Source organism: Desulfovibrio sp. (assembly GCF_019422935.1).
In the GTDB taxonomy this organism is placed as follows: Bacteria; Desulfobacterota; Desulfovibrionia; order Desulfovibrionales; family Desulfovibrionaceae; genus Desulfovibrio.
On the sequence record NZ_JAHZCJ010000004.1, the window covers coordinates 208,150 to 224,943 of the forward strand.

At 58.4% G+C, this 16,794-nt stretch carries 10 protein-coding genes; 3 read left to right on the plus strand and 7 right to left on the minus strand.

All coding sequences use genetic code 11. From position 1 onward, the window contains the following. Nucleotides 1-96: 96 nt before the first annotated feature. Nucleotides 97-3,648 carry an FAD-binding and (Fe-S)-binding domain-containing protein gene (locus tag QZ383_RS07520; RefSeq protein WP_291444352.1) on the minus strand — a complete coding sequence of 1,184 codons (3,552 nt, stop codon included), beginning with the start codon at nucleotides 3,646-3,648 and terminating at the stop codon, nucleotides 97-99. Between the two features lie 450 nt (nucleotides 3,649-4,098). Between QZ383_RS07520 and QZ383_RS07525 the strand changes: the two genes are divergently transcribed. Next, on the plus strand, nucleotides 4,099-4,989 hold the full coding sequence (locus tag QZ383_RS07525; RefSeq protein ID WP_291444353.1) for a hypothetical protein: 891 nt from the start codon (nucleotides 4,099-4,101) through the stop codon (nucleotides 4,987-4,989). 152 nt (nucleotides 4,990-5,141) lie between these two features. Here QZ383_RS07525 and cydB read toward each other — a convergent pair whose 3' ends face one another. Both cydB and QZ383_RS07535 read right to left on the minus strand, forming a co-directional pair. Then, on the minus strand, nucleotides 5,142-6,167 hold the full coding sequence (cydB, locus tag QZ383_RS07530) for a cytochrome d ubiquinol oxidase subunit II (protein WP_291444355.1): 1,026 nt from the start codon (nucleotides 6,165-6,167) through the stop codon (nucleotides 5,142-5,144). A gap of 2 nt (nucleotides 6,168-6,169) precedes the next feature. Beyond that, nucleotides 6,170-7,486, minus strand: a complete 1,317-nt coding sequence (locus tag QZ383_RS07535) for a cytochrome ubiquinol oxidase subunit I (protein WP_291444357.1) — start codon at nucleotides 7,484-7,486, stop codon at nucleotides 6,170-6,172. 309 nt (nucleotides 7,487-7,795) lie between these two features. On the opposite strand from QZ383_RS07535, the gene htpG reads away from it, so the two are divergent. Beyond that, nucleotides 7,796-9,772 (plus strand): molecular chaperone HtpG, encoded by a 1,977-nt coding sequence (gene htpG, locus QZ383_RS07540; RefSeq protein WP_291444359.1) that lies wholly within the window; start codon nucleotides 7,796-7,798, stop codon nucleotides 9,770-9,772. Nucleotides 9,773-9,882: 110 nt separating this feature from the next. Here htpG and QZ383_RS07545 read toward each other — a convergent pair whose 3' ends face one another. From QZ383_RS07545 to QZ383_RS07555, 3 genes are all read right to left on the minus strand, one after another. Next, nucleotides 9,883-10,593, minus strand: a complete 711-nt coding sequence (locus QZ383_RS07545) for a flagellar motor protein MotB (RefSeq protein WP_291444361.1) — start codon at nucleotides 10,591-10,593, stop codon at nucleotides 9,883-9,885. Between the two features lie 171 nt (nucleotides 10,594-10,764). Further along, nucleotides 10,765-11,613 (minus strand): flagellar motor stator protein MotA, encoded by an 849-nt coding sequence (gene motA, locus QZ383_RS07550; RefSeq protein WP_291444362.1) that lies wholly within the window; start codon nucleotides 11,611-11,613, stop codon nucleotides 10,765-10,767. A gap of 274 nt (nucleotides 11,614-11,887) precedes the next feature. Next, entirely contained in the window at nucleotides 11,888-13,930 is a 2,043-nt protein-coding gene (locus QZ383_RS07555; RefSeq protein ID WP_291444364.1) for an AsmA family protein, read from the minus strand. Nucleotides 13,931-14,208: 278 nt separating this feature from the next. Between QZ383_RS07555 and QZ383_RS07560 the strand changes: the two genes are divergently transcribed. Further along, nucleotides 14,209-15,843 carry a cobyric acid synthase gene (locus tag QZ383_RS07560; protein ID WP_291444366.1) on the plus strand — a complete coding sequence of 545 codons (1,635 nt, stop codon included), beginning with the start codon at nucleotides 14,209-14,211 and terminating at the stop codon, nucleotides 15,841-15,843. Between the two features lie 9 nt (nucleotides 15,844-15,852). On the opposite strand, the gene QZ383_RS07565 is transcribed toward QZ383_RS07560, so the two are convergent. After that, nucleotides 15,853-16,788 carry a DMT family transporter gene (locus QZ383_RS07565; protein ID WP_291444368.1) on the minus strand — a complete coding sequence of 312 codons (936 nt, stop codon included), beginning with the start codon at nucleotides 16,786-16,788 and terminating at the stop codon, nucleotides 15,853-15,855. Nucleotides 16,789-16,794: the final 6 nt, after the last annotated feature.

Here is a 16,794-nt window from a genome sequence, read left to right on the forward strand (position 1 = left end):
CCGGAACCCCCCGCGCTGTATTTTGGGAATGTATGCTGGCCTTGCCTGAAACAGGAGGCCGACCCTGCATGGGCGGCCTCCCTGATGATAAGGCTATTATTTTACGTCAATAACGCGCACTTCGCCGCGCACTTCGTTGACCTTTTTGCGGAAGGTCTGGCGGCGGTCCTCACCATCCACCTGACCGGCCAGCCATTCAACCACGTGCATGACAGGGCGTTTGTCACGCATATTGATGAGGCAGCGGCCAATACCGATCTTGCACGAGGGGCAGCCCACAATCACGGGGCCGTCATTGCCCTGTTCAAAGGCTTCGCCAAGGCGCGTCTGCTTGCGCGAACGCAGCAGGTTGTAGATGTCGGGCGAGGTCATGGCGCCCATTCCCGATTCGCCGCAGCAGCCGGGGTTGAGCGTAATCTTGGCGCCGCTGAAGTCGCCAAGCGCCTTGATGATCTGCTTTTGCCCCTTGATCTTGTGCACATCGGCCCATTCGCAGTGGCACGCGCCGTGGTACAGCACCTTGGAGCCTTCCGGCAGGGGAGCCTTGAGCTTGTCCTTGTCCAGCAGGGGCAGGGTAAGCTGGCCCACATCGCGCAGGGTCAGTTGGGGGAACTGCGTCTCCATGTGCAGGCGTTCAAGTCCGTCACGGCACGAGCCGCAGGCTGTGACCATATGCCTGCAGTCAAAGCCAAGCTTGGCGAGATTGCGCAGCATGGCGGCCAGATACTGCCGATTTTGGGCCATGTTGTCTTCAAAGGCCGTATCCATGCCTGCAGCCAGCAAGGGGAAGCCGCAGCACATGTGCCGGGGCGGCACGGCTACGGCAAAGCCTGCCTTGAGCAGCAGCATGATGGATGAAACGCCGATGCGGTCATAGAACAGCGCGCCGCCGCAACCGGGAAAGTACAGGACGCAGGGCATGCCCGGCGTTGGCTCGGCAGGCGCAAAAATGGAACCCCTGTGCAGCTTGAGGGTTTCATACAGGTTCGTGTAGCCCATCTTGGGGCCTCGGCCAGAAAAGAGCGGACTCTTCAGGCGGCGTTTCCACATATCTGGCACGAAACCGAGAAACTTGTTCTGCATCTTTTGTCCAAGGGAGGCCATTTTGGCCGCCTTGGGCACTCGGTGCTGGATATCGCGCGAGAGCCACTCAAGGGCATGCCCCTTGATGGGGTGCCCGCCAGCGCCTTCGTGTTCCAGCAGGGCGCGCAGGGTGAGGGCCACCTCGCCCGAGGGAATCTTGACCGGGCAGTTGGCCATGCAGCGGCCACAGGCGGTGCAGTGCTCCACAATATCGCGCAGGGCCTTGTGCAGGCTTTCCTCGATGCGGCCCTTGTTGACCTGGCTGTAGTACACAGCCTCCAGCAGCATGCCCAGCACCATGTTCTTGTTGCGGGGATGGTACTGCATGGAGCGCTCGGGATAGCACATGGAGCAGACCTGCTTGCACTTGCCGCAGCGTGTGCAGACCTGAATGGAGGTGAGCAGGCTGATGAGCTTTTCCTTGTCGGGCAGGCCGCTTTCGCGAATATCGCGGATCAGTCGGTTGAACGAGAAGGTAAAGGGGCGCACCGGCAGTTCACGGAACACCAGCTTGGCCGGATTCATCACATCGCGGGGGTCCACGCGCTCTTTGAAAGCGCGCAGGGCGTCCATCTTGTCCTTGCCGAAAAAGGCGATCTTGGTGATGCCGATGCCGTGTTCGCCCGAAACCTCGCCGCCCATCTCCTGGCACTCGGCCATGATGCGGGCTGCGGTTTCTTCCGCTTCTTCAAGCATGTGGGCATCGTTGGAGTTCACGGGAATGTTCACATGGCAGTTGCCATCGCCCGCGTGCATGTGGCTGGCAACCACAATGCGGCTGGCATCCATGTACTCCCTGATCTTGTCGATCTTTTTGGCAAGATGGGGGTATTTTTCCTTGAGCTTGGCAAGAAAGTCCTCGGCGCGGGCGGCCAGTTCCATATCCGAAATGTCGGTGGCGGCAACATCGCCCGAGGCGGCCTTGGAGGCCTGCGAAAACTCGCGGTTAAAGTCCTTGTCTTCCATGGGGAAGCCCGGCAGACGACCCACTTCCTGCAAGGCGTAACGGTAGGAGGCCGCCGTGCATTCCAGGTTGATCTGCTCGAGGAACAGCGCGAAGTCGGGGATGCGGTCCATGGGGATGACCACGTCCTCGTTCATCTTGAAGCCGGAGGTGCGTTTGGCGATGGCCGAGAGCCTGTGGCGGTCTTCCCAGAAGCGTTCGCCTTCTTTTTCATCAGCGGCAACGATGATGTCCACGTTGTCCTGCTGTTCCACAACGCTCACGATGTCGCCGACGCACTTGTCGAGCAGGTAGGGATCGTCGCCATCCACCTGAAGGATGATGACCGAAATGGGCGAGCCCTCGTATTTCTCGGACTTGCGCTTGTATTCGATGGCCTGCACGTACTTGGCGTTGAATTCTTCCATGGCCGACAGGTGGGCGTAGTCGCCTTCCTGCCGGATGCGGTTGCGCAGGGCCACCAGTTCGCGCACCACCACGGCGGCGGGGTGCATGGAGCGGCCAAAGAATTCAAGCACCATGACGCGGCTGTGCTTGGGCTTGGGGTGAACAATAAAGCAGGCTTCGGTAATGATGCCGTCCACGCCTTCTTTCTGCATGCCCGGCAGGCCGCCCAGAACCTTGTTGGTTACGTCCTTGCCAAGGCCCGGCAGGCGGATTTCGTCGCCGCGCAGGTGTACCACGTTGCGCACGCCGCCGCTCACGTCCTTGACCACAAAGACGGCGGTTTCATCCGGAAGAATCTTGTGGCGGGGGTGGTTTTCACGCTCAACGGTGATGATTTCACCCGTGGGCGTGACCATGCGCCACCACAGCAGGTTGTCCAGCGTGGTGCCGTATTCAAAGGCGCTGGGGCCGCCCGCGTTTTCAGAAACGTTGCCGCCGATGGTCGAGGCCTGCTTGGAAGCCGGGTCAACGGAAAACAGCGCGCCCTCGGCATCCACCGCGTTGATGACGGCCTGGGTGATGGCCCCTGCCTGACAGGTGACGGTCATGGCTTCAAGGTCAACAGGCCCGATGCGCGTCAGCCGGGTAAGGCTGACAATAACCGTGCGCTTGCGCGCGGGCACCGCGCCGCCGGTCATGCCGGAGCCGCCGCCGCGCGGAATGAGCGCAAACTTCATATCGTTGGCGAGCTTCACAAGCTCGGCCACCTGCTCGGTATTGTCCGGCTCAACCACCAGCAGGGGCAGTTCCATGCGCAAGTCGGTGGCGTCTGTCGCCGATTCCACCATGGCGGCGGGATTGGTCAGAATGCATTCATCGGGCAAAACGCCGTGCAGGGCGTCCACCAGCTTGGCGCGGAAGGCGGTTTCGGCCTCGTGGGCCGACCAGAACATGGTGAGGCCTTCACTGATGGCCGTGGCGTAATAGTGCGCCAGGGAGACCGATTCCTTGTCATAGCTTTCGCGCACGCTGGTGCGCACGGTTTCCGCATTGATAAAGGGGTTGTAGGCCACCAGAAAAAGTTCTTCGGCTATGGCGATGGCCAGGTTGCGCACAGATTCGGGCCATTCTGCAAAGTCATCAATGTTGATGCGCAGAATCCTGTTCACTACATAGTCGGGAGAAATGGAGATATGCGGACCCTTGTGGGGCATGACGTTCTACCTCGTAAAGCTCGATGAAGCTCTTGCGGCGTTGCCGCCGGTCAAATCCGTGAAGACAGGCGGGGCATGCTCAATCCACCCCCTGTTTTCCCGCGCATTGGCGAGCCGCCCAATAGCCGACCATGCCGAACCGATGCCCGTAATGATGCGGGTCGGGCGGCATGGAAGTTTGGAAAAAACTCGCGCTCTCGGCAGGCCGCAGGCCGCCGACACTGTTCAAACCCATCGGGCAAGCCGAAGGTCTGCAACGCGGGGGAAGCCTTTTCTCTACGTTCTATATTGATGGATGGCAAGTGCGCAGGGCATTGGCCCAAGCCCGCCATTCACCATCCTGTCTGCCATAACAGGATTAGTAGTCTTTGACATTTGGCAAGCTGTAGATATTCTTCTGCCAGACGGGGTGCCCTGGGCCTCCGGGTATTCATTTATGGAGCTATTCACATGCTTATCTTAAGTTTCCAGCCAATTACGGATGTTTTTGACTGGCTTCACTCAGCCTGGGAGCGTGCCGCTACCCAGCGCCGTGTGGCCCTGTGCATCCTCTGGGTATATCTGATCTCCCTGCTTGGGGTGGAACTCAAGCGCATGGGCATTCTGCCCCCGTGGCTTGCCGCGATTACGCCGCACAGCCATTTTTACGCCATCCATCTGGCCTTTACCCTGATTCTGGGGCTTGAGGTCATGAGCCTGATTCTGGCGATCCCCAGTTCCCTTTCGCAATCCATGGGCAAACAGTTTGAGATACTTACCCTCATTTTGCTGCGTAACGCCTTTAAAGAGCTGGCCCATTTGCCGGAGCCAGTCAGCGTGGTTGACGACCTGCTGCCGGTAATCAGCATTGCGGTTTCCGGGGCAGGGGCTCTGGCCGTATATATGTGCCTTGGGCTTTACAAGCGCATTGCACGGCAGCATCTGCATTTTATCGCCACGGCTGATCTGCGCATGCGCTACGTCATGAGCAAAAAAATGCTGGCCTTGGCCCTGTTTATCATTTTTTTGTTCATAGGCTCTCGCGATTTCATGCATTTTGTGAAAACCGGCGAAGACCTCAAGTTCTTTGAAACCCTCTACACAGTGCTGATTTTTGCAGATATCGCCATGGTGCTCATCGCACAGCGGTATATGCCCGCCTTCCACGCGGTGTTTCGAAATTCGGGCTTTGTCATAGGCACCTTGCTCATGCGGTTGGCCCTTTCCGCAAGCCCCTTGTGGAGCCCTGCCATCGGTCTTTTCGCCGCGCTCTTTGTGCTGGCCGTGACCTGGGGCACCAACTACTTCACGCCGCTGCGGCATCAAGGCTACTGTGTGCGCGAGGTGGAATCCACTGATTAACTAGTTGCCAGAAGCTTTTTTGTTCCAAAGGCGATTATCTCGCTCAGTAGTGGGAACGGAGTGATTATAAAGAAAGTGTTTGTGACAGGTATCAACAAAAAGTCCCGCGCTGTAGACCAGCACGGGACTTTTTTAATTATTTATGGACAAGGCTAGTAGGCGTGTTCGTCCTTGAGGTCATCGTGCGTCACAGGGGCGGAGAAGGTCTTGTACAGCCAGAACTGGTACGCAAGCACGATAGGCACCATGACCAGGGCCACACCCAGCATGATCTTGAGCGTCAGCTGGCTGGAAGCGCCGTTAAAGGCCGTGACCGTAGCGGCAGGATCAATGGAAGATATGATCATGCCGGGGAACATGCCCGCCACGCCAAAGAAGGTAACGCCAAGAATGAACACGGCGCTGCACGCCCAGGCCAGCCACAGCTTGCCCGCACCCAGCATGACGCGCGCGCCCACAAGGCCCGCCAGCGCCAGCAAGGGCAGAACAAACAGAACAGGCATGGCCAGAAAGTTTGCATACAGCTTGGTGTACATGGCGGTGAGAACCAGAAAGACCACCAGCAGCAACAGCATGACAGGCCACAGGAAGGTGGCCGATGCCACAGCGCGGGTTTGCAGGCTGCCTGTGCTCTTGATAGCCAGCCACAGGGAGCCGTGCAGCAGGAACATGCACAAAAAGAACACGCCGCCCGCAAGGCCGTAAATGCTCAACAGACCAAGTAGGTTGCCGTGGTACACGCCCTTGGCGTCAATGGGAATGCCCATGAACAGGTTGGCGAAAGCCACGCCCAGAAGCACGCAGGGGATCAGGTTGGCAAGAAAATGCACACCGTCCCACAGGGCGCGCCAGCTGTCGTGTTCCACCTTGTTGCGGAACTCGAAGGAAACAGCCCGGAAAATAAGGGCGAACAGCAGCAGGAGCAGCGGGGCGTACAGCGCGCTGAACATGACCGCATAGGCCTTGGGAAAAGCCGCAAAGGTCACGCCGCCAGCGGAAATAAGCCACACTTCGTTGCCGTCCCAGAAGGGCCCGGCAGCATTGTACATGATGCGGCGCTCAGACTCGTTTTTGCCCAAAAAGGGCAGCAACGCGCCAAGGCCCAGATCAAAACCGTCCAGAATAAAGTACACGGCCCACAACAATGCCCACAGCACAAACCAGATGGTTTCCAACATGGCTATACCTCCTGGGCGTCAGGGCCCTTGATGGCGTATTTACGCAGCAAGTAAATGTCCAGAAGGCCAAGCAGGGAATACACCACTATGAACGCACCCAGCGAAATGGCGACATTCTCGGCTGGAACTGGCGAAACCGCGTCGGAAGTGCGCATGAGACCATAAACGATCCAGGGCTGGCGGCCAATTTCGGCCACTGCCCAACCCAGCATGATGGCAACGTAGGGCAGGGGGATGTTCCATACCAGCGCCTTGAGCAGCAGGGGGCAGGGTTCGTCCTTTTTGCGTTGCAAAAAAGCGCCCACGGCCAGCAGCACAAACAGGCCTGCCATGGCGATCATGCCGCGGAAGCTCAGGAAGGTAGGCATGACCGGGGGGCGGTCTTCCTTGGCAAAGTCCTTGAGACCCTTCACTTCGGCGTTGGTGTCGCCGTAGGCAATCCAGCTCAGCAGGCCGGGAATGCCAATGGCCTGAACCTTGTTGCCCTCATTGGCTTCGTCAGGCCATGCCAGCAGGTAGAAGGGCACGTTGCGCCCGGTTTCCCAGTGGGATTCCAGCGCGGCCAGCTTGGCAGGCTGCACCTGGGCCACCGTCTTGCCCTGCTGATCGCCAGAAAGGCCCAGCAGCAAAACAAGAATCAGGGTGAAAGGCGCGGCCATCTTGAAGGAGGCCCTGAAAAAGTCCACCTGGCTCTTGCGCAGCAAATGCCAAGCCGAAACACCCAGCACAAAAAAGCCGCCCAGCGCCCACGATGCCAGCACCGTATGCGCGTACATACCCCAGGCGTAGCCATTGGTCACCACCTGCCAGAAGTTGGCAAGCTCGGCGCGCCCGACGGTCTCATTGATGGTATAGCCCACCGGGTGCTGCATAAAGCCGTTGGCAAGAATGATCCACAGGGCGGAAAGGTTGCCCGCAAATGCCACAATGTAAATTGAGGCAAGATGCATTTTTTTGCCAACGCGTTTCCAGCCAAAGTGCCACACTGCAAGGAACGTGGATTCCAGAAAAAAGGCCACCGTAGCTTCAATCGCCAGCAGGGAGCCGAAAATATCGCCCACGTATTCCGAGTAGCGGGACCAGTTGGTGCCGAACTGGAACTCAAGCGTGATGCCCGTCACCACGCCCAGGGTAAAGTTGATGAGAAAAAGTTTTCCCCAAAATTTGGCTTGTTTTTTCCAGAATTCGTCTCCGGTACGCACATAGCGGGTTTCCATCCAGGCAAGGATGACGGAAAGACCGAGCGTAAGCGGTACGAATATGAAATGGAAAAAAACGGCCACAGCGAATTGCAAACGCGAAAGCATTACAACGTCCATGTAGGCCCTCCTTGAATATCCTTCAGGCGAGATAGCTTTTTTCCCATCAAATGGCAAGTAGTTACGAATATCATTTGCCCGTATGCGTATGAATCCTGCGGGCTTGATGTTTTATCCCCCTTTTAAATGAATTATTGGATTGGAATGTCCGTGCACACCTGCCAGCCTGTTTTGCAGGGTGCCGGACGCGCGACTTTCCCTGCGTTGCCAACTGCCGCGCGGAAAAATGCCGTAAAATTTGGCAAATCCCCCTTGAAATTTCAGTGGGGGATATTATTTTCAACTATATCTTTTTTCAGGAGGTTTGTCATGGCAGAGGCTGGTAAGAATTCCCGCCAATTCCGCGCTGAGGTGCGCAAAGTCCTGCATATCCTCACCAATTCGCTCTATACAAATCGCGAAATTTTTTTGAGGGAACTTGTTTCCAACGCCTCGGACGCGTTGGATAAATTGCGTTATCGCATGAACAGGGGCGAAAGCCCGCGTCTTGCAGATATTCCCCTTGAAATCCGCATCAGCCTGGACAAGGACGCCAAGGTTCTGACCATTGCAGATACCGGCGTTGGCATGACCGCAGATGAACTGGCTGAAAACCTTGGCACCATTGCCAGATCCGGCTCAGAGCAGTTCTTGGCCGATATTGCGGCTGAAAATGCCGCCAACGGCAGCGATGCGGCAAAGGCCGAAGCCGGGGAGGAGGGCGAAACCTCCGGTCCTGTGGATGCAGCCAACATTATTGGCCGTTTTGGTGTGGGCTTTTATTCCGTCTTTATGGTGGCAAGCAAGGTGGAAGTTACCTCGCGTCCGGCTTTTGGCGATGATGCCGAGGCCAGCGTGTGGATCAGCGACGGGCTTGGTACCTTTACCGTTGAACCCGCAACCGGGGATGAACCCGCGCGCGGCACGGTCATCAAGGCATGGCTCAAGGACGATGCCGCCGAATTTGCGGAGAAGTTCCGCGTTGAGTCGGTTATCCGCAAGCATTCTGCCTTTGTTCCCTTCCCTGTCCTCGTGGACGGCGAGCGGGTCAACACCCAGCCCGCCCTGTGGCGCGAGCCAAAGTTCTCGGTCACCAAGGAACAGTACGATTCCTTTTACAAAGCCCTGACCTATGACGCCAAGGAGCCGCTGGACACCCTGCATCTTTCTGTGGATGCGCCCGTGCAGTTCAATGCCCTTTTGTTCACGCCCGATTCGGCGCAGGATTTTTTTGGTGCCGATCGTGAATTCTGGGGGCTTGATCTTTATGCCCGCCGCGTGCTCATCCAGCACCGCAACAAAGAGCTGGTGCCTGAATATCTGGCCTTTCTCAAAGGTGTGGTCGATACGGAAGACCTGCCCCTGAACATCTCGCGCGAGACGCTTCAGGAAAACGTGGTGCTGCGCAAGATCAATCAGGTGCTGGTCAAGCAGACCCTGGCCCATCTTGAAAAGCTGGCAAAGGACGATGCGGAAAAATACAGCCGCTTCTGGAAGTTGCACGGCAAGGTTTTCAAGCTGGGGTATCACGACTACGCCAACCGAGAACGTATCAGCGCCTTGCTGCGTTTCAATTCCTCGTCCCTTGCGGATGCGGATGCGCTCACCAGCCTTGATGAATACATGGCCCGCGCGCCAGAAGGGCAAAAGACCATCTGGTATGTGGCAGCGCCCAACCGGGAGGCCGCACGGCTCAATCCGCACATGGAGCGCTTCCGCCGCAAGGGCATTGAAGTGCTGTGGCTGTATGAGCCTGTGGACGAATTTGTCATGGACGGTCTTTCCAAGTACAAGGACTGGGAATTCAAGTCGGTGGAAACAGCGGCGGACGATGCCCTGAAAGACTTTTCCGACAAGGAACAGCCGGAACACGAGGCCGCCGCGCCGCTCTCTGACGACGATTCAGCAAGTTTTGACGCCCTGCTCGGCAAGATGAAGGAAATCCTGGGCGACAAAGTGACGGACGTGCGGGTTTCTCACCGTCTGGCAGACAGCCCCGCAGTGCTGGTTTCGCCCGATGGCGGCCTGTCGTCCTCCATGGAAAAGCTGCTCAAGGTCATGCAGAAGGATGACTCCATCCCCGTGAAGGTGCTGGAGGTCAACCGCGATCATCCCCTGCTGCGCAGCATGCTGCGCATGTTCAAGGCTGACGCGGACGACAGGATCCTGGCCGACATGACGGGCTGCCTGTTTGACTCCAGCCTGTTGCTTGACGGCTACCTCAAGGATCCTCAGGCATTGGCGGCCCGCACGGGCAAACTGCTTGAAGAGGCCGCCGCCTGGTACACGGAAGTACGTAAAATATAGCCCAGAAAGGGATGCCGAAAAGCATCTAGGTCTGTGAAATAGAGAAACGGCCCTTGTGAATTGTCGCAGGGGCCGTTTTTTTTGCAATTTGCTGGCAGAAAAGGGGGCGGCTAGTACACCACGCTGTACGACATGACCTCCGGCCGATGGAAGAAAAATTCCACCCGCCGGTTCATGGCGCGGCTCTGTTCGTCAATGCCCGGCTTGAGGGGGCGCGTATCGCCGTAACTCACAGCGCGCATGCGCGTGGGCTTGATGCCCTTTTCGGCGAGATAATGCACCATGGCCGATGCGCGCGCTCCGGAAAGCTCCCACGCTGAGGGATATGGCGGTCTGGCCTCGGTGGAGTCAGCGTGCCCGCGCACCACAAGGTAAAGATTGTATTCGTTCATGAGTTTCAGCACCGCTTCCAGCACCTTGGTGCCTTCGGGCAGCAGGTCAACGCTGCCGGGCCGAAACATGACGTCCGAATTGACGCGCAACTGCACACCCACGTCATCCGCGCTGATGCCCGAGGAATTTTGCGGCACGGCATCTGCCATGAGCATCTGCTTGATTTTTTGCGCAATGGCGTAGTGCGACTTTTCAACCTCGTTGATTTTGAGGTCGCGCGCATCAATTTTATCCGTGTTCTGGATGAACGGATTGTTGGATATGGGGGATGTGGAGCTGGAGTCAAAATTGCGCTCGCCGCTGAAGTACGCGGCAAGGCCTGCCTTGGTGTCGGGCGGCACCATGCTGAGGATCCACAACAGAAGGAAGAAGGCCATCATGGCCGTAACAAAGTCGGCATACGCCACTTTCCATGCGCCGCCGCCCATAGGCTTTCTCCTTCGTAGTAATCTGCGTCGGGCCTTACGCTTTTGCTGACGGCATAAAGATCAGCCGTCCGCGCCCTTGATGTGCAAACCATAGCAGGTTTTTACAGAAGGGCAAAATATCTGCGCCCGCACTCCCCGGTTAGGGGGCGGCCAGCCCGCGTTTGCCCCGGCTTAACCGCTCTTGAGCCGTTCTTCCATTTCTGCAAAAGACGGACGGAAGGGGTAGGGTATGGCCCTGCGTCCATATTCCACGGCGATCAGCGGAGTTGATCCGCGAATGGCGGCAGCTACGGCTTCCTTGATGGCGTTAAAATAAAAATGTTCTTCGGCCACGTAGTTTTCAAGCTTTGCGCCCATGGGGCCAAAGAGGCCATAACAGGCAAGAATACCAAAAAACGTGCCGACAAGCGCTGCCGCGATATAGTGGCCAAGAACTTCCGGCGGTTCATTGATCTTGCCCATGGCCAAAACCACGCCCAGAACGCAGGCCACAATACCCATGCCCGGCAGTGATTCGGCCATGTGCGCCACTGCGTGGGCAGGCAAAATACCTTCTTCACGCATGGTCTCGATATCCACATCCATGAGGCTGTCGATATCTGCGGGGTCGCCGGTGGTCAGGTACACGCGCAGCGTGTCGCCCACAAAGTTCACCAGCACGGCATCTTTGGAAATATTAGGATATTTGCTGAAAATTGGGCTGGATTCGGGTTTTTCAACATCGCTTTCAATACTGATCACGCCCTCGCGGTGCATTTTGGAAAAGAGCGCGTACAATAGGGCAAGAGTCTCAAGGTAGTGATTTTTGCTGGAACCAGGGTCGGCAAATAGGTGTTTGAGGCTTTTGACAACCAGGCCAAAGGTGTATTTGGTCTGCGAACCAAAAAAAGCTCCAAGGCCGCAACCCAGAATAATGATGAACTCGGCGGGCTGAAAAAGAACGCCCCATTCGCCATGGGCCATGGTGTAGCCCGTGCCGACTGAAGCCGCAACAATGACCAGTCCTATAAGTAAGTACATACTGCCGCCTGTTCGCTCTATGCCTTGCCGGGAAAAAACCGGTAAAGCTCGTGTATGGCCTGGCTGGCGGAATTTTGACCACTCCGCTCACCAATCGCGCCTTTACAGCGCGTTCAGGCCTTCTTTAATGCTTAACGCCCGTGATGCTAATAGCTTTAGCCCATGACGCCGAAAAGGCAAGCCCCAGGCAAAATACCTTAACCCGTGAACCGGAGCTGTTTGCCTTGCCGTTCAAGCCTTGCACGTATTTTTGTCAGGGCCGAGGTCATGCCCGTCAGCGGCCCAGAATGCCACGAACCAGCCCTTCCGCGCCCTTTGCCGCGTCCTTGGTGGTGCTTCCGGCTTCTTTACCCGTTTTCAGCAATGCTCCCGGCAGGTTTTTTGCCATATCAAGGGCAAAACGCGGGTCAAAACCATACGAAATGTCACTCAAAGGCCCCTTGGCCGTCACAGGAATCGTCAGCCCCATGGTCTTGATGTCCAGGGCCGCGTCCAGATATTGTTTGGGCAGGCTGATGCGCGCCTTGCCCGCAGCGTTGAGTGTTGCGGAGGTAACGGTGATGGGGCTTGCGTTGATTTCGCCATCGCGGGCGGTAAAGGGCGCACGGGCCAGATCAAAGCGGTCGGGCAGCGGCCCTGCCTTGCCGGTGAGCGAAGGGATGCTCTTGGAAAGCTCTGCCATGGCCGGAACATGCAGGCGGCGTATCTCAAGCTGCCCGCGTCCGCCCAGGCTTTGGCGAATATCGTTGGCGTCCGCGCACTTCATGGTCATATCCGCATCCAGCGAGGCCTGCCCGTCGGCCAGCCGTCCCTTTCCGAGGGCAACCAGCAGCGGGCCAAGTTCCACATCAGCGGCTTGCACCTTGAGAGCGCATGTTTCAGTCGCCATATCCATATTGCCGGTGGACTTGATAAGCCCGCCGCTGCCAAGGCTGGCGGCCAGGGAGGTCAGGGAGTAGCGTCCTTTTTCACCCTTGATGGCCAGCGCAATGTCTTTTACCTGCAAGCCGCCCTTGGTAATGCCAGCCACTTTGGCCCGGATGTCCAGCCCCGGCATGCGCCGCGCAGCCTCCGCATCCGGCTTGGCTCGCTTGCCGCCAGCTGCTGCGCCGTCGTGGCTCGCAGGCTTGATTTCCGTTGCATTTTTGCCGGATTCTGCCGGGGGCAAATAGGGATCAAGATTGAGCATGCCGGTCTGCACGTCCGCAGTCACAAGCATGGGAGTGTTTTCGGGCAGATCAAGGCGCAGGCCGCCGCGCAGGGAAAGATCGTCAAGTTGCAGAAGCATCTGGCTGAGATTCAGGGCATTGGCGGTATAGCGCACCATTGTTCTGAAGCGCAGATCGTCCTTGGCAGAGGGAGTCGCCAGTTTATGGCCTGCCAGCGCAGCAAGTTTGTGGGGCGAGCCTTCCATTTCAAGAGCGCCGTTGAACGCCAGGGGGGCCAGCCCGCCTTCGCCGGATGCGCTCACCCGCGCCTGGGGCGTATTGAGCAAGGCCTTGCTCAACTGGAGGTGCAGATCGCTCAGTCGCAACGACCCCTCACAGGTAAACTGCAACGGCCCGGCTTCCTTGGGAAGCGCCCCGGTGAGCGGGGTGACTGTCAGCGCGGTCTGCCGGAAAAGCAGCTGGGGCGGCGCATAGCGCAGGCGGGAAGAAAATGCCAGAGTCCCCGAGATGCTGTTTGCCCCAGGCTTTGCGGTGGGAGCAGCAGGTTCGGCGGTGCTTTCGCCAAAAACAAAGGCAAAGTCGCACTGCACCACGGCTTCTTGCCCGGTGCGCAGATTTTCTACAGAAAAGTTTACATCATCAACGCGCAGTGTTTTACCATTTGCGGTTGTGTAGATCGCGACACCCTGGCGCAGTACAAGGCGTTTCAGCTCAATGGGAAGGGCTGGCGGGGTCGAAGCGGCGGGCTTGGTTTCAACGGCGGGTTTTTCCGCATCCGGCTTGGCAGCGGCAACGGCCTTGCCTTCGCGGACTTCAATCACGGGGCTGTTCAGCCGCACTTCACGCACGACAACATTGCCCGTGAGCAGTGGGCTCAGCTCCAGTTGGGCCATGCCGCTTTTAACGGAGATGACCACGCCCTGCCCATCGCTGGCGTTGCCCCAGTGCGCCTGTCCAAAATTGACGCCGGGAGGGAAAAAGGAAATTCCGGGCGGGCTGTCAAACGTTAACGGCTGTCCGGTGGCTTTGGCCGTGGCATCGGCTATCTGCCGCACCACAAAGCCAGCGTCTACCCTGCTGAGCAGAACAGCCGCCGCCACTGCCAGAACCGTGGCGCCACCCAGAATCCATAGAAATACACGCTTCATTGAAACTCCGCAGGTATTTGCGGCCCTGGCGGCCGCGTAAACCGCCGTGCCCCCCAGGGCTGCGGCGGGTATTTGTATGACCACCATTTCTTTTATACGAAAAGCTGGCAAGCAGTGCAAGGCGAAGAACGCACAGTGCGGCAGGTCGGCTCTGTACCTTGGCGGACTGCGCGGCTGCATCGGTTGCGGTAGTTTCCCGCAATCCATATATTGCCGGAAAGATATAAAAGACACAGCACTGAACGGACGTTGCCGCAGGTGCATGGAGGATTACCGCGATGGCGGCCAGATCTGTTCACACTGCCCAATCGAGGCCGGGGCGCTCTTTGCCTCCGGCTCTCATGATACAAGGAACCTGCTCGAACGCGGGTAAAAGCCTGATTACGGCGGCCGTATGCCGTCTGCTCGCCCGCATGGGCTTGCGGGTTGCACCCTTCAAGGCGCAGAACATGGCGCTCAATTCTTTTGTAACCAGCGATGGCAAGGAAATGGGGCGCGCTCAGGTCTTGCAGGCCGCTGCCTGCGGCCTCGCGCCAGACGTGCGCATGAATCCCGTGCTGCTCAAGCCCACGTCCAATGTGGGTTCTCAGGTCATTGTACTGGGCGAAGCCGTGGGGCACATGCGCGTGGGCGAGTATCTCGCCTATAAGCCGGAAGCCTGGAAGGCCGTGCGCCGCGCCTACCGCAGTCTGGCCGCAGATATGGACGTGATGGTGCTTGAAGGGGCGGGGAGTCCGGCCGAAATTAACCTCAAGGCCCACGACATTGTAAACATGCGTATGGCCCGTTATGCCGGGGCGCAGGTGGCTCTGGTGGCCGATATTGACCGTGGCGGGGCCTTTGCGGCCCTGGCTGGCACCATGGCCCTGCTCACCCGCGCTGAAAGGGGGCGGGTTGGGGGTTTTATTCTCAACAAGTTTCGGGGAGACGCCAGCCTGCTGGATCCCGCCCTGTCCATGCTCCAGAAGCGCACGGGCAAACCCTTTTGGGGGGTTGTCCCCATGCTGGAAAATTTGCGCCTGCCCGAAGAGGACTCCGTAAGCTTCAAGGAAGGTCTGACCCCTGGCCTGCGCATGGGGCAAACATCTGGTGCCCCCGGCTTGCTGGATATTGTGGTGCCCGATCTGCCGCATTTGAGTAATGCCACGGATATTGACGCGTTGCGGGACGAACCGGGGGTACAGTTGCGCATTGTGCGCCACGCGGATCAATGGGGCGCGCCGCATGTGGTCATTTTGCCGGGCAGCCGCAATACCGTGGCTGATTTGCGCTTCTTGCGGCGCACCGGGCTGGCCGGGCTGGTTCAGGGATTTGCCCGCCAGAGCCTGGAGCGGGGCGCTGGCGCGCTGGTGGGTATCTGTGGGGGATTGCAGATGCTTGGAGCCGAAATAGCCGACCCTCTGCTGATTGAAGAAGGCGGATGCGAGCCGGGGCTTGGCCTGCTGCCCCTCAGTACAAAGCTGCTGGCTGCCAAGCGCCTGTGCCGTGCCACTGGATGGGTGGATGCCTGTGTGAGCGGGTCAGAACGCCAGCCCGTGACTGGCTATGAAATCCATCACGGTGAGACCTCCGTCTTGCACGGGGACTTGCCGGCTCAAGCTAACGAACCAGCTGCGGCCGATGCCGCGTCTGCCGTCATGCGGGTCGTGATGACCGACTCCGAAGGCCGCCCCTTGGGCTGGGGACGGTGCGATGCTCGCGGCTGTGCCCGCGTGTGGGGCAGTTATCTGCACGGCCTTTTTGACGAGGACGCCTTTCGCCATACCTTTTTGCGTCGTCTGCGGCATGAGGCGGGTTTGCCGCCAGCGCAGGAAGCAGCCTACAACCTCGGTCCTGAGCTGGACAGGCTGGCCGATGCTGTGGAAGCAGCGCTGGACATGCCGGCCATACTCAACGTGCTGCAACTGCCTTGAGCAGAAAAATCATACTGTCGGTTTTTGGCCCAGGGCGTTGCGGCTTATTCCCCGCCATTGGCTCAGCAGCACGCCAAGCACGATAAGCAAGGCCCCGCCGTATTGCGCGGGGGGCAGCTTCTCGCCCAGCAGGGCGACGCCGAAAAGCAGGGCAAAAACAGGTATGAGATTGGTGTAGGCGGCGGCGCGGCCAGCAGAAAGGCGCTTAACGCCAAAATTGTACAGGCCGTATCCTGCAAAGGTCACAATGCCGCCCAGATAGAAAACGCAGGCCCAGGGAACCCATGTGGGAAAATCCCTGCCAAGGCTGATGAGCGTGTCAGATTCCGGCACCACAAGCGCCAGCAGACAAAAAAAGATCATGCCCACAAAGGCCTGAACAGCCGTGATGCACAGGGCGCTGTATACGGTTGAAAGGTGGCGGGCCAACACGGTATATCCGGCGGCGCAGCACATGGCGATACCCTCAAGAATGTTTCCCAGCAAGGGATTGGCGGCTTTTTCATCCGGAACTGCGGCAAGGGTGAGCCACGTGACGCCGCAAACAGCCAGCAAAAAACCCAGCCACATGCGCAGGCCCGCGTGTTCCCGCAGGGCTACAAAGGCCACTGCCGCCACCAGAAGCGGCAGCAGGGATGTTATCATGCCCGCCTGCGAAGCCGTGGTCAGGCGCAGCGCGTGGGTTTCAAACAGAAAAAAGAGGCAGGGTTCGCACAAGGCCATGAGCGTCAGTGTTCCCAGGTTGCCGTGCTCCTTGAGTTCGCGCCAGAGGCGCGGCCACAGGGGCAAAAAAACAATACAGGCCACAAGCATGCGTCCGGCCATGGTTTGCAGGGGGGGCAGGGCGGTCAGGGCGATGCGCAGCACTACAAAGGTGGAGCCCCAAAAGGCCATGGCTGTCAGCAGGGCCGCGTGGGGCAATAGATTCCGGGCGGTGGGGGACATGAGGGT

What these genes read in the sequence shown, in the direction of transcription:
- QZ383_RS07520 (WP_291444352.1), bottom strand. Translation starts at nt 3,648, where the DNA reads ATGCCCCACAAGGGTCCGCATATCTCCATTTCTCCCGACTATGTAGTG.
- QZ383_RS07525 (WP_291444353.1), top strand. Translation starts at nt 4,099, where the DNA reads ATGCTTATCTTAAGTTTCCAGCCAATTACGGATGTTTTTGACTGGCTT.
- cydB (WP_291444355.1), bottom strand. Translation starts at nt 6,167, where the DNA reads ATGTTGGAAACCATCTGGTTTGTGCTGTGGGCATTGTTGTGGGCCGTG.
- QZ383_RS07535 (WP_291444357.1), bottom strand. Translation starts at nt 7,486, where the DNA reads ATGGACGTTGTAATGCTTTCGCGTTTGCAATTCGCTGTGGCCGTTTTT.
- htpG (WP_291444359.1), top strand. Translation starts at nt 7,796, where the DNA reads ATGGCAGAGGCTGGTAAGAATTCCCGCCAATTCCGCGCTGAGGTGCGC.
- QZ383_RS07545 (WP_291444361.1), bottom strand. Translation starts at nt 10,593, where the DNA reads ATGGGCGGCGGCGCATGGAAAGTGGCGTATGCCGACTTTGTTACGGCC.
- motA (WP_291444362.1), bottom strand. Translation starts at nt 11,613, where the DNA reads ATGTACTTACTTATAGGACTGGTCATTGTTGCGGCTTCAGTCGGCACG.
- QZ383_RS07555 (WP_291444364.1), bottom strand. Translation starts at nt 13,930, where the DNA reads ATGAAGCGTGTATTTCTATGGATTCTGGGTGGCGCCACGGTTCTGGCA.
- QZ383_RS07560 (WP_291444366.1), top strand. Translation starts at nt 14,209, where the DNA reads ATGGCGGCCAGATCTGTTCACACTGCCCAATCGAGGCCGGGGCGCTCT.
- QZ383_RS07565 (WP_291444368.1), bottom strand. Translation starts at nt 16,788, where the DNA reads ATGTCCCCCACCGCCCGGAATCTATTGCCCCACGCGGCCCTGCTGACA.